Annotated in this window: 12 protein-coding genes; all 12 read right to left on the bottom strand. The window is 74.1% G+C overall.

The window, feature by feature from the left end; genetic code table 11:
* Positions 1–7 precede the first annotated feature (7 nt).
* Positions 8–2,392, bottom strand: coding sequence for a carbamoyltransferase HypF (gene hypF, locus ACSU6L_RS04790; RefSeq protein WP_437053850.1), 2,385 nt, complete (start codon positions 2,390–2,392; stop codon positions 8–10).
* Positions 2,389–3,084: a hydrogenase nickel incorporation protein HypB gene (gene hypB / locus ACSU6L_RS04785; protein ID WP_437053848.1), complete on the bottom strand. Its 696-nt coding sequence runs from the start codon at positions 3,082–3,084 to the stop codon at positions 2,389–2,391. The genes hypF and hypB overlap by 4 nt, the downstream gene beginning before the upstream one ends.
* A 2-nt stretch (positions 3,085–3,086) precedes the next feature.
* Entirely contained in the window at positions 3,087–3,482 is a 396-nt protein-coding gene (locus tag ACSU6L_RS04780) for a hydrogenase maturation nickel metallochaperone HypA (protein ID WP_437053846.1), read from the bottom strand.
* A gap of 133 nt (positions 3,483–3,615) precedes the next feature.
* Positions 3,616–3,732, bottom strand: a complete 117-nt coding sequence (locus ACSU6L_RS04775) for a DUF6893 family small protein (protein ID WP_437053844.1) — start codon at positions 3,730–3,732, stop codon at positions 3,616–3,618.
* A gap of 53 nt (positions 3,733–3,785) precedes the next feature.
* Positions 3,786–4,301, bottom strand: coding sequence for a hydrogenase maturation protease (locus tag ACSU6L_RS04770; protein ID WP_437053843.1), 516 nt, complete (start codon positions 4,299–4,301; stop codon positions 3,786–3,788).
* On the bottom strand, positions 4,298–5,806 hold the full coding sequence (locus tag ACSU6L_RS04765) for a hypothetical protein (RefSeq protein WP_437053841.1): 1,509 nt from the start codon (positions 5,804–5,806) through the stop codon (positions 4,298–4,300). Before ACSU6L_RS04765 ends, ACSU6L_RS04770 begins: the two co-directional genes overlap by 4 nt.
* The gene (locus tag ACSU6L_RS04760) at positions 5,803–6,441 is read right to left on the bottom strand and encodes a DUF6084 family protein (RefSeq protein WP_437053839.1); all 639 of its coding nucleotides are present in this window, start codon (positions 6,439–6,441) and stop codon (positions 5,803–5,805) included. The genes ACSU6L_RS04765 and ACSU6L_RS04760 overlap by 4 nt, the downstream gene beginning before the upstream one ends.
* Positions 6,438–7,121, bottom strand: coding sequence for a DUF5947 family protein (locus tag ACSU6L_RS04755; RefSeq protein ID WP_437064763.1), 684 nt, complete (start codon positions 7,119–7,121; stop codon positions 6,438–6,440). Before ACSU6L_RS04755 ends, ACSU6L_RS04760 begins: the two co-directional genes overlap by 4 nt.
* 20 nt (positions 7,122–7,141) lie before the next feature.
* Positions 7,142–7,720 carry a hypothetical protein gene (locus ACSU6L_RS04750; protein ID WP_437053838.1) on the bottom strand — a complete coding sequence of 193 codons (579 nt, stop codon included), beginning with the start codon at positions 7,718–7,720 and terminating at the stop codon, positions 7,142–7,144.
* Complete coding sequence (locus ACSU6L_RS04745; RefSeq protein ID WP_437053836.1) at positions 7,717–9,498, bottom strand: nickel-dependent hydrogenase large subunit; 1,782 nt, start codon at positions 9,496–9,498, stop codon at positions 7,717–7,719. The genes ACSU6L_RS04750 and ACSU6L_RS04745 overlap by 4 nt, the downstream gene beginning before the upstream one ends.
* A 68-nt stretch (positions 9,499–9,566) precedes the next feature.
* Complete coding sequence (locus ACSU6L_RS04740; protein ID WP_437053834.1) at positions 9,567–10,655, bottom strand: hydrogenase expression protein HypE; 1,089 nt, start codon at positions 10,653–10,655, stop codon at positions 9,567–9,569.
* Between the two features lie 57 nt (positions 10,656–10,712).
* The gene (locus ACSU6L_RS04735; protein WP_437053832.1) at positions 10,713–12,428 is read right to left on the bottom strand and encodes a hydrogenase maturation protein; all 1,716 of its coding nucleotides are present in this window, start codon (positions 12,426–12,428) and stop codon (positions 10,713–10,715) included.
* Positions 12,429–12,544: the final 116 nt, after the last annotated feature.

Raw genomic sequence — 12,544 nt, 5'->3', positions numbered from 1 at the left:
ACGCCCGTCACCCGGTGCAGGGCGTCGCGCGGGCGGCGACGACGAGCTGGCCGAGGGCCAGGCCGCCGTCGTTGGGCGGGATCTCGCGATGGCGGAGCACGGTGAAACCGTCGGCGCGCAGGCCGCGGGCGCACGCCGAGGACAGCAGCGCGTTGGAGAACACGCCCCCGGTCAGTGCCACCGTCCCGAGCCCCGACGTCTCACGGGCCGCCGCGCACACCTCGCGCACCAGCCGCGCCACGGCGAGATGGAAGCGGGCGGCGATCACCGGCGCGGGCACCCCGAGCCGCACGTCCGCCGCCACGGCGGCGAGCAGCGGCCCCGGGTCCGCGGTGAGCGGCGCGCCACCGCCGGACCGGGCGAAGGCGTACCGGGGGTCCTCGACCGCGTCACCGGCGGACACGGCCGCCGCCTCCAGCTCGATCGCCGCCTGCGCCTCGTACCCCGCGCGGTGGCAGACGCCCGCCAGCGACGACACCGCGTCGAAGAGCCGGCCCATGCTGGAGGTCGGCGCACAGTTCAGCCCGCGCTCCAACTGGGCCAGCAGCACCGGCAGTTCGGCGGGCGCGCAGGCCGCGACGCACGGCAGGTCCGGGCCGGCGGCGAGGCCCGCCGCACGCAGGTGCGCGAGCGCCATCCGGTACGGGCGCCGCACCGCCGCGTCCCCGCCGGGCAGCGGCACGTAGGCCAGGTGCGCGAAGCGGCGGTAGCCCTCGTAGCCCGCGATCAGGAACTCGCCGCCCCACACGGCGCCGTCGTCGCCGTGCCCGGTGCCGTCGAAGGCGACCCCGATCACGCGGGTGCCCACGGGCACACCGTGCTCGGCCAGGGCGGCGGCGACGTGCGCGTGATGGTGCTGGACCCGTACCACGGGCCGTTCCCCGGCCCGCCGGAGCGCCCACGCGGCCGACCGGTACGCCGGGTGCGGGTCGGCGGCGAGCAGCTCCGGCCGGACACCGGTGATCGACTCCAGCTGCCGCTCGGCACGGTCGAACGCCTGCTGGGTGGCCAGGTCGTCCATGTCCCCGATGTGCGCGGACAGCCACGCCTTGTCGCCCTCGCCCAGGCAGCAGACGTTCTTCAGGTCGCCGCCGACCGCGAGCGCGGGACGGACCGGGAAGGGCAGCGTGACCGGGAGCGGGGCGTACCCGCGCGAGCGGCGCAGCACCAGCGGCTCGCCGTCGCAGACCCGCACCACGGAGTCGTCGCACGGCACATGGATGGGCCGGTCGTGGGTGAGCCACGCGTCCGCCAGGCCGGCCAGCCGCTCCAGCGCCTCGGCGTCGTCCGTGACGATGGGCTCGCCGGAGCGATTCCCGCTGGTCATCACGAGCAGCCGGGGCGCCGCGCCCGGTTCCCCGCCGTCCAGCAGCAGATGGTGCACCGGCGTGTACGGCAGCATGATCCCCAGATCGGGGCTGCCCGGCGCGACCGCGTCGGCGGGCACCAGGGCGCCCGGAGCGGGCCGCACGCCGAGGCGCCGGCGCAGCAGGACGACGGGACGGACCCGGCCGGTCAGCAGCTCCCGTTCGAGCGGGCCGACGTGGACCAGGTGCTCCACGTCCCCGACGTCCCGGGCCATCAGCGCGAACGGCTTGTCGCCGCGGGCCTTGCGCCGGCGCAGCCCGGCCACCGCCTCCGGGCGGGTCGCGTCGCAGGCGAGGTGGTAGCCGCCGAGCCCCTTGACGGCGAGCACGGCACCCGCGGCCAGCAGCGCCCGGGCCGCGCCGAGCGGGTCGCGGTCGTCGCAGCCGCCGTCGGCGGTGACCAGCCGCAGCCGCGGACCGCAGTCGTGACAGGCGACGGGCTGCGCGTGGAACCGGCGGTCGGCGGGGTCGTGGTACTCGCGCTCGCAGTCGGCACACAGCGGATAACCCGCCATCGTGGTGTGCGCGCGGTCGTACGGCAGCCCCGTGACGATGGTGAACCGCGGACCGCAGTGCGTGCACGTGACGAACGGGTGCCGGTGGCGCCGGTCGGCGGGATCGGCCAGCTCGGCCAGACAGTCGGCGCAGGTGGCGGTGTCGGGCGCGACCAGCGTACGGACGGGCCCGCCGGCGTGCGACGGGACGATCCGGAAGCCGCGTTCCCCGGTCGCGGCCAGCCCCGCCGCCTCCACCGACTCCACCACCGCCAGCGGCGGCGCGTCGGCGGCGAGCCGCGCCCGGAACCGGTCGACGGCCTCCTCGGGGCCCTCCACCTCCACCACCACACCGTCGCCGGTGTTCGTCACATGCCCGGCGAGCCGCAGCCCCGTGGCCAGCCCGTACACGAACGGCCGGAACCCCACGCCCTGGACCACGCCCCGTACGACGATCCGGGAACGCCGGACCGACCGCGTGCCCCACCGCGTGCCCGCCGGCGGCGCGTCGACGTCCGGGACGGTGCTCACGCCTCGGCCCGGGCCATCACCGGAGCGTGGACGGCGCCGCCCTCGGCCGCCGCGAGCGCCCGGTCGACCAGCACGCCCGCGCCCTCGCCGGTACGCACCGACGACAGCACCACGTCGACCCCCGGGTTGACCCGCTGCACATGGGCGCGGAAAGCGGCCTCGTCGAACTCGGCGGGCCCGGCCAGGTCGGACTTGGTGACGATCACCAGCTGGGCCAGCCCGAACGCGGTCGGGTACTTGAGCGGTTTGTCCTCGCCCTCCGTCACCGAGGCCAGCACCACCCGCAGCGACTCACCGAGGTCGTACGAGGCCGGGCAGACCAGGTTGCCGACGTTCTCCACGAACAGCAGCCGGGTGTCGTCGGGCAGCCAGTCGTGCAGATGCCCGGCGAGCATGTCCGCCTCCAGATGGCACAGCCCGTCGGTGAGTACCTGCCTGACCGGCACCCCGGACCGCGCCAGCCGGGTCGCGTCGTTCTCCGTCGCCAGATCCGCGGTGAGGGCCGCGGCCGCGACGCCGCGCTCCCTGGCGAGCAGCAGCTCACGCTCCAGCAGGGCCGTCTTGCCGCTGCCGGGACTCGACAGCAGGTTGATCACCGTGGTGCCCCGGGCCGTCAGCTCGGCACGCAGGATGCCCGCCGCCATCGTGTTCTTGGCGAGCACGGCCTGCCGGAGGTCGACTGTGCGGCACATCGTCACATCTCCTCGGAACGCGTTGCGTGGGTGGCGCCGGGCACGGCGGACTCCGCCGCCCAGCGCACCTCGGTGATCCTCAGCTCACGGCCCGACACCAGCTCGCCGGCGCCCCCGCCGCAGCCCGCGCACACCAGGCCGGGCGGCATCCCCGTCTCCCAGGTGCGCCCGCACGGCGCGCAGGACGCCCGGCCGGGCACGAAGCGGGTGACCAGGCCGGCACCCTCCAGCACCGTTCCGGCGCAGGCCAGTCCGAAGCAGAAGGAGAGCGAGTCGGCCACCACGCCCGCCAGCTCGCCGATGTCGACCCGCACCTCGCGCACGCCGTGCGCGCCGCGCTCCAGCGCCGCCCGCTCGACCTGGTCCACGATCGACAGGGCGACGGACATCTCGTGCATCGCCGTTCCGTCCTCGCGCCGGGGTGTCTCGTGCCGCCGCTCATTGAAGGCGGGGCCGGGCGGGCGCACCGACCGGCACGCCGCTCCCGCGCGGCCGGACAACCCGATCGGTGCACGCCGGTCCCGCGCGGCGTCACATCCTGCGGATGCGCAGGTAACGCCGGACGTCGGGCCAGAGGTGGGCGAGGAGCGCCGCCAGCGCGGTCGCGGTGACGGTGGCGGCGGCGCCGCCCATCATGCGCTTGTTCATGGTGGTCTCCCAGAACGGATCTCGATGGACGAGCGGTCCGGCGGCCCGGACGCTCACGGGATGACGGCCTCGTCGCGGACCAGCTCGCCGACCGTGCGCACCGCCTCCGGCACCGCGGCGGCCACCTGCGGGCTGAGCCCGATGCCCTCCTCGACGGTGGCGGGCTCGCAGCCCACCACCAGTGTGCGCCGCGGCGGCACGGCGCCGGTGCCGGCGCACAGGGTGTCCAGCAGCGCCAGCACGGCGTCGGGGGACATCCCGTGGCCGTCCAGCGCGACCTCCCCCGCCGGCCGCCGGCTGCCGGGATCGGAGGCGTCGATCACGTACACCGTGCCCGGCGGCCCGCCCCGCGCCGTCGCGTCCAGGAGGACCAGCGTGTCGTAGCCGTCGAGGAGCCGGTACGCGAGGTGGACACCGCGGATGCCGATGTCGGCGACCTCGACGCCCTCCGGCAGTTCCTGCCCGGCCAGGACGCGGGCGGCCTCCACGCCGAAGCCGTCGTCACCGAGGAAGATGTTGCCGACCCCGGCGACCAGGGTGCGCGGGCGGGGGCCGGGCTCGGCGCTCACACGTCCTCCCCGGCGTCGGCGAGGGCGATCTCGTCGGGCTGGAAGTACAGGTACCGGCCCTGCTCCCGGCGGATGTCGGCGCCCGGGTCGTCGTCGAGGGTGACCGCGATGTGCACACCGCCGTCGACGTCGTGCAGGACCGCCTCCACCAGGGCGCGCCGGCCGTCGAGGAACAGGTCCTGCGCGTCGGAGTGCCGCAGCCGGGGCCGCAGCACCACACGACTGCCCGCCCGCACCGGATGCCCGTCCACCAGGACGTGCTCGCTCGCGGGATCCACGGAGGCGTCCGCCGCGGGGTCCCACCAGGGGGTGTCCGGCCGAAGCGGGCCGTCCGGCCCGAACCCGCCGCCCGCCACAGGGCTGTGCGCCGTGGACCCGGTCGGCTCGGTGAACACCGGTACCCCGTCGGCCCCGGCGGGCCGCGGCGCGGTCGGCCCCGGCGCGGTGACCTCGCGCAGGCCCCGTACCGCGCCGTGCAGCCGCTCCAGTACCTCCGCGGGCATCGAGCCGGCCAGTTCGATCACCGCGGCGGCCCGGTCGTCGGTGCCGCGGGCCTCACGCTTCTCCTCGTCGGTGAGGGCGGCCGTGCGCAGCGCCAGGATCTCGTCGATCTCCGTCGCGTCGTACAGGGCACCGGGGCTCTCGGGCGCGATGGCCGGGTGGTCCTCCAGGATGATCGGTGAGGACAGCACGAGGTCGCGCGAGCCGGGCTCCCCGGCCAGCACCGGCCAGGTGTGCAGATTGCGGCAGGCGGCGACCGCGCCCCCCGCCCACTCCGGCGGATCGGTGAGCGACAGGAACCCGCCGGAGTCCAGGCACAGCAGGGTGTGCGTGGCGATCAGGGACCGGGTGAGCGCGGCGTCGCGATCGGCGCGCTCGGCGGGCAGCCAGTCGCTGGTGTTCTCCACCACCACGCTCAGCCGCCGTGTGACGTACGGGCCGTCCGGTTCGCTCTCCGACAGCCGCACGGAGCCGCTGATCTCCTCGCGGCGCCGCACCAGCCGCCCCACCATCCGCCCGGCGGCGTCCGTGACCGGCTCGGTCTCCTCGGCGGCCGGCCGGGTGAAGGGCACGTCGACGCCCTCGCCCGCCAGTTCCGCCACCGGCACCGCGAGCCGGACTTGCTCCTCGTGTCCCTCGTCCCAGGCCGGCAGCACCCGGTCGTCAACGCGCAGTTCCGGCACGGTCTCGAACCCACCGTCCGGCAGCGCCCGCTGCACCGTGCGCCGCTGGGCGTGCAGGAACCGCACCTCGACGGCGAGCACCGCGCCCCGCCGGGGTTCCATCAGCAGTTCGGTGTGCTGGAAGTCGGGCTCGTCGGCGGTCGCGGTCCAGGCCGGCGGCACGAGCACCCCGAACTGCCAGCGCAGCCGGTTCTTCGCGGCCGACGCGCGGTACGGGTAGAGCACGTACCCCTCGAACAGCACGGCGTCGGCGACCTGCCGTGCCACGTCCAGCCGGGCCTCGGTCGCCGGGGTGAACGTGATGGCGGGCGTCGTGGTCACGGTGTCCTCTCCCCGGCCTCGGCCAGCAACCGCTCGACGGTCGCCTGCCAGGACGGCAGCGCGTTCCGCGACCGGTAGGCGAGCAGCGCGTCCATGACGTCCCGGGGCAGCCGCAGCCAGCCCGAGCCCGGGAAGTGCTGGTCGACCATCTCCCGCCAGGTCTTCACCGGCATCCGGACCGAGGCCTCCCGGTCCCAGGGGACCGGCTCCACGTGGAAGCCGCCCGCGCCGGTGAAGGCGGTGCCGGAGAACAGCAGGAGCAGCGGCACCTCCCCGTCCCCGAGGGCGTCGAGGTAGCGGGAGGCGGCGACGTCCATGTCGTAGGTGCAGGGCACCGGCAGGTCGACCTCCGTCTCGCCGGTGAAGCCCCGCACCATCACCGGCACCTGCGCGAACTGCACGGGCTGGAGGCTGCTGCCCCAGCGGTACCGCTCCCCGAACAGGTCCGTCAGCGCCTCGGCCTCGGTGTCGGTGTAGGTCCGCCGGGCGGGTTCGACGCGGATCTGGCAGCGCAGCGCCAGCGCGTGCACCCGGGTGCCGGGCGAGGCGGTGACCCGCAGCCGGAAGACCAGCGTGGGCCCGGCGGCGTACGGGTCGGCGCGCACCTCGGTGCAGGTGAAACAGAACTCCGTCATGCCCGGCTCCCTCCGGCGTCGCGGACCTCGCGGACGTCGCGGGCCCGGGCGCTGACGTGCGTGAAGAAGGCGTCCAGGTCGGCCCGCGCCTCCGCGCCCCCGTCGAAGCCCTGCCAGTGCAGCCGCATGCGGCCCACCAGCTCGTAGCAGATGTCGACGGGTACGAGGTACAGCCGCACCCGGCCCTGGTGACGGCGCAGCAGCAGCGCCTCCACGTCCGGTTCGAGGAGGTCCGCCAGGGGCGAGCCGCCGAGCACCGACTGCCAGGCCTCCGGCTCCAGTTCGCTTTCCGTCGCCCCGGCCGGGCTCGGGTAGAACGCGACCAGCCGGTCCAGCGCGGAGTTGCGGAAGAAGAAGGCGACGCCGACCGGGATGCCGAGCCGTTCCCAGGCCTGCTCGTCGAGGCTGTGCGCCGGGTCGACGAGGTAGCGCCAGGGCACCGTCCGGAAGCGGCCAGTCGTACCGCCGGAGCGGTCCAGGAGCTGGGCGCACGGGTCGCAGGCGCAGGTCAGCGCGCGCTTGTCGACGTCGACCAGATGCCGGTGCCGCTCCTGGCGCAGCGGCGCCGCACACAGCTCGCAGCGCTCCTCGCGGGGCGCACGCGGCGCCGTGAACCGCGACAGCCCGGTACGCCCCGGCCCGGCGGCGGGCGCCCCCGGGGCGCGGTGCCCCGCGGCCACCGCGCCGGAGTCCTCGGCGGTCACCGTGTCGCGGTGGCCGGCGGACGGCCGTTCGGCCCGGTGGTGCCCGGTGGGCCCGCGCTGATCTGCAGAAGTGTGGGTTCGCGGGCCGGGCCCGCGTCCAGGGTCACCGCCGTCACCTCCGGCGCCAGGCAGGCGAGTGCCTCCCGCGCCGCCTGCTCGACGGCTTCCCGCGTGCTGCCGCAGCCGCAGCCGGACGAGCCGGTCATCCGCAGCCGCAGCTCACCCGACACGGGGTCGTAGCCGGCACGCTCCACGAGATAGGGCACGCCGTCCAGGGCCCGGTCGACGCGCATGGTCACGTCGTCCGGGTGCAGCCCGTGCAGCACCAGCAGGCTCGCCACCAGCTCGTCGCGGAGCAGCGCGGTCCGCGCGTCCGCGGCGGGGGCGCCCGGGTCGCGGCCCAGCAGCTCCAGAACCCGGGCGAACCCGGCGCCGTAGAACTCCATGAGCACACGGACCAGTTCCTCGGCGGCCTCGCAGGCCGCGCGGTCACCGGAGGCGGCCAGCAGGTCGAGGACCTCCTCGACCCTGCGTCCCGCCGCCTCCGCGGTCACCGCGCCGTGCGTGCCGCTCATCCGGCGAGCCCGCTCAGGCCGGTCGGCACGTGCATGCTCTTCACGGTCCTGCCGCCGCCGACGTACATGTGCACCCCGCACGGCAGGCACGGGTCGAAGCTGCGCACCGCGCGCATGATGTCGATGCCCTTGAAGTTCTCCGGGGGGTTCTCCTCGAAGATCGGCGTGTTCTGCACCGCGTCCTCGTACGGTCCGGGGGTGCCGTAGGTGTCGCGGGTGGAGGCGTTCCACGGGGTCGGCGGGTACGGGTGGTAGTTGGCGATCCTGCCGTCCCGGATGACGAGGTGGTGCGAGAGGACGCCGCGCACCGCCTCGGTGAAGCCGACGCCGATGGACTCGTCCGGCACCTCGAACTTCTCCCACGTCTGGGTGCGCCCGGCGCGCACCTCCGCGAGGCCCATCTCCGCGCAGTGCAGGGCCACGGCGGCGGCGTACGCCTGGAAGTAGGTGCGGGCGCGGTTGCGCTCCAGCGCGTTGCTCCACCGCGGGATCTTCCACTCGAAGGTGGTCTCCGGCTTGGTGAGGGTGCGCGGCAGGTTGATGACGACGCTGTGCCCGGTCGCCTTCACGTAGCCGATGTCGACGAGCCCCGACAGCGCGGTGGACCACAGCCGGGCGATGGGACCGCCGCCGGTGTCGAGCGGCAGGTGCTCCTTGCCGTCGAACCAGCGAGGCGACATCACCCAGCTGTACTTGTCGTCGAAGTTCCGCTTCTGCGGCGCCGGGATGGTGTGCTGGTTCCACGGGTGGCGCGGGTCGACCTGGTTGCCGAGCGGGTCGTGGGTGACGAACTGCTCCTGCCCCTCCCAGTCCTCGTAGTACGAGCTGCCGAGCAGGATGCGGATGCCGAGGTTGATCTCGGTGAGGTCGTTGGTGACCAGCTTGCCGTCCACGATGACGCCCGGCGTGACGAACATCCGCCGGCCCCAGTCCGACATGTTGGCGTACGTGAAGTCGCAGTACTCCGGGTCGTTGAGCGCGCCCCAGCAGCCGAGCAGCACCCGGCGGCGGCCGACCTCCTCGTAGCCGGGCAGCGCCTCGTAGAAGAAGTCGAACAGGTCGTCGTGGAGCGGCACGACCCGCTTCATGAACTCCACGTAGCGCATCAGGCGGGACAGGTAGTCCGTGAACAGCTGGACGGAGCCGATGGTGCCGACGCCGCCCGGGTACAGCGTGGAGGGGTGCACGTGGCGCCCTTCCATCAGGCAGAACATCTCCCGCGTGTACCGGCTGACCTGGAGCGCCTCCCGGTAGAACTCGCCCTCCAGCGGGTTCAGCGACCGCATGATGTCGGCGATGGTGCGGTAGCCGTGCTCGGCGGCGTGCGGCGCCTCGGTGCGCTCGGCGAGTTCGAGGACCCCGGGGTTGGTCTCGCGGACCATCTTCTCGCAGTAGTCGACCCCGACCAGGTTCTCCTGGAAGATGTTGTGGTCGAACATGTACTCCGCGGACTCGCCGAGGTTGATGATCCACTCGGCGAGGTGCGGCGGCTTCACGCCGTACGCCATGTTCTGCGTGTACACCGAGCAGGTGGCGTGGTTGTCGCCGCAGATGCCGCAGATGCGGCTGGTGATGAAGTGGGCGTCGCGCGGGTCCTTGCCGCGCATGAAGACGCTGTAGCCGCGGAAGACCGACGAGGTGCTGTAGCACTCGGCGACCCGCTTCTGCTTGAAGTCGATCTTCGTGTGGATGCCGAGGCTGCCCACGATCCGGGTGATCGGATCCCACGCCATCTCCACCAGGCCGGTACCGTCACCGGTCGTCGTCGAGGTCGCCATCGTGTCTGTGCTGCCCTTCGGGGGGTCGGGGTCTGCGAACGGGGGAGAGGGTCACGCGGTGGGAGCCGTCACCACGGCGGCCGGTAGCCGGTGGTGATCTTCCGGCCGGTGTGCCGCCACTTGGGCTCCTTGTCCACGGTCTTCGCCGTGATGGTCCGCAAGCGGCGGATCACCGCGCCGTACGCGCCGCTCGCGGTGCTGGAGAGCCGTCCGCCGGGCGGCTCGTCCATGAACGGCATGAACTTGTCGGGGAAGCCCGGCATCGTGCAGGCGATGCAGATGCCGCCCACGTTGGGGCAGCCGCCGATGCCGGCCATCCACCCGCGCTTGGGCACGTTGCACTTCACCACCGGCCCCCAGCAGCCCACTTTCACCAGGCACTTGGGGGAGTCGTACGTGGTCGCGAACTGGCCCTGCTCGTAGTAGCCGGCCCGGTCGCAGCCCTCGTGCACGGTCGCCCCGAACAGCCAGGTCGGGCGGAGCTTGTCGTCCAGCGGGATCATCGGCGCGGAGCCGACGGCCTGGTACAGCAGGTAGGTGAGGGTCTCGGCGAAGTTGTCCGGCTGGATGGGACAGCCCGGCACGCACACGATCGGGATGCCGGCCTGCGACGTCCAGTCCCAGCCGAGGTAGTCGGGCACGCCCATGGCACCGGTCGGGTTGCCGGCCATGGCGTGGATGCCGCCGTACGTGGCACAGGTGCCGATGGCGACCACGGCGAGGGCCTTCGGGGCGAGCCGGTCGATCCACTCGCTGGTGGTGATGGGCTGGCCGGTCTCCGGGTTGTCGCCGAAGCCGCACCAGTAGCCCTCCTGCTTGATCGCCTCGTTCGGGATGGATCCCTCGATCACCAGCACGAACGGGTCGATCTCGCCGCGCTCGCCCTTGAAGAACCACTCGATGAACGTGTCCGAGCCGCCGACCGGCCCGCACTCGAAGTCGATCAGCGGCCAGTGCACGGCGATCTTCGGCAGCCCGGGCAGACCGCCGAGCGCGATCTCCTCGATGCTGGGCTGCATCGCGGCCGTCAGGGCGACCGAGTCGCCGTCGCAACTCAGCCCGGCGTTGATCCAGAGGACGTGGATCGGCTTCTCGTCCGTGCCGGGCGCGCCGGAGGCGTCCGGCTCCTCACGCGTGGCCAGGGATGCTGCGTTCATCTGTGCCTCCGGGGAGGAATGCGGCAGAGCAGGATGAAGGGAACCGTTCGATCCTCGCTAAGCGTCGGGCACCTCGGCCGCGCGCGCACGCGTGGCCGCCGCCCCGTCCGGTGCCGTCTCCTTGCGGGCGAACGCCCGGCGCAGCGCGTGGTACGGCGCTTCGGGGTCGAAGAAAATGCTGCGCATCCGCTCCAGTTCGTGCGCGCGGACCGCGGCCAACGGGGTGACGGCCTCCCGCCGCTCGCTCTCCGCCTTCTTCGCCGCGAGGCGCGCCCGCGCCCCCGGGGACGCCGCCCACCGCTGAGCCAACCGGGTGATCTCGGCGGTGAAGCCGGCCGGTGCGCACTCGACGACCCGGTCGGCCAGGCCGAGGTCCAGGGCGCGGGCGGCGCTGACCGGCAGCGCCTCCCGGGTGAGCCGTTCGGCGGCCGCGGGGCCGACCCGGCGCGGCAGGGTGTACGTCCAGTACTCCGAGCCGTACAGGCCCATCCGCCGGTAGTGCGGGTTGAGCACGGTGCCGGAGCGGCACCACACCTCGTCGGCGGCCAGCGCCAGCATCACCCCGCCGGCCGCCGCGTTGCCGCCGACCGCGGCGGCCACCAGCCGGTCGGTGGTGGTCAGGACGGCCTCGACGAGGTCGTCCATGGCGTCGATGTTGGCCCAGGACTCCGCGGCCGGGTCGGCGGCGGCCTCGATGACACCGAGGTGGATGCCGTTGGAGAAGAAGTCCCGGGCGCCGCCCAGCACCAGCACCTCGGTGGGCCGCTCGCAGGCCGCCCGCCAGGCGCGCAGCAGCCGCCGGCAGTGGTCCGTGGACATCGCCCCGCCGGGGAACGAGAACGACAGCACACCCACCGGGCCGGCCTCGTGGTAGCGGATGTCCGACCACGCGGGGTCGTCCGCCGGCGGCAGCGCGGGCGTGCCCGCCTCCGGCAGCCAGGGCAGACGCCCGGCCAGGGCGAGGGTGGCGGGCAGCTTGCAGGCGCGGGGTTCGCCGGGCCGGGTGCGGGCCCGCAGCTCGGGGATCCAGACGGCGCCGTCCACCGTGGCCCGGCAGACGGCACCCGCCCGGGTCGCCAGCAGCTCGCCGGGGCGCCCGCGCAGCCGGTGCTCGGGCCGGCCGCCGTGCAGGAACCATTCCGCACCGAGCAGTTCGTCGAGGACGCCGGGCTGGGAGTCGGCGGCGCGCAGCTTGCGCAGGACCGTCCCGGTCGTGTCCTCGTCCCACGCGATGCGGCGGGCCGCCTGCCGCATCGCGGGCCGGGCGCGGGCCCCCGGTGTGCTCGGCAGGGCGCGCTGGTCGGTGGGGGAGAAGGTGCCGGACGCGAACCGCTCGACGGCCGTGAGCACCGCGCCGAGGGCCGCGTCGGCCAGCTCGTTGCGATACAGGTCGCTCTTGCCCACGGGCGGCACGGCGAAGTCCGCCGTCGCCCACACGGGCCCGGCGTCCATCTCCTCCTCGGCCTGCAGGACGGTGACGCCCCACCGCTCGGCGCCCTCCTGGAGCGCCCAGTCCAGGGATGACGGCCCGCGATCGCCGACCGGTCCCGGGTGGACGATCAGGCACGTCCGTGCCGCCCACACGTCACGCGGTACGGCCGTCCTCAGCATCGGGGCCACGATCAGGTCGGGCCGGTGCCGGTCGACGGCGGCCCGCACGGCGTCGCCCGTGGAGGTCACCTCGACGGCGACGCCGTACGCGCGATCACGCAGCTCGGCGTGCACACGCTGGGTGAGGCTGTTGTAGGCGCTGGCGATGAGCAGGATGCGCATGGCGAGATGGTTGGACATTTCGCCATGCGCGCGTCGACATGAATCCCGCACATCACTCGTATGGGTGATACTTCCGGCCGCCTGGCGGGCTGCCCGGGGGCCGCCCGGCAGACAGC

This window comes from Streptomyces sp. enrichment culture (genome assembly GCF_964272855.1).
GTDB lineage: Bacteria > Actinomycetota > Actinomycetes > Streptomycetales > Streptomycetaceae > Streptomyces.
Note: the sequence above shows the minus strand (reverse complement) of the source record. Positions and strands in the feature narration are given on the sequence as shown.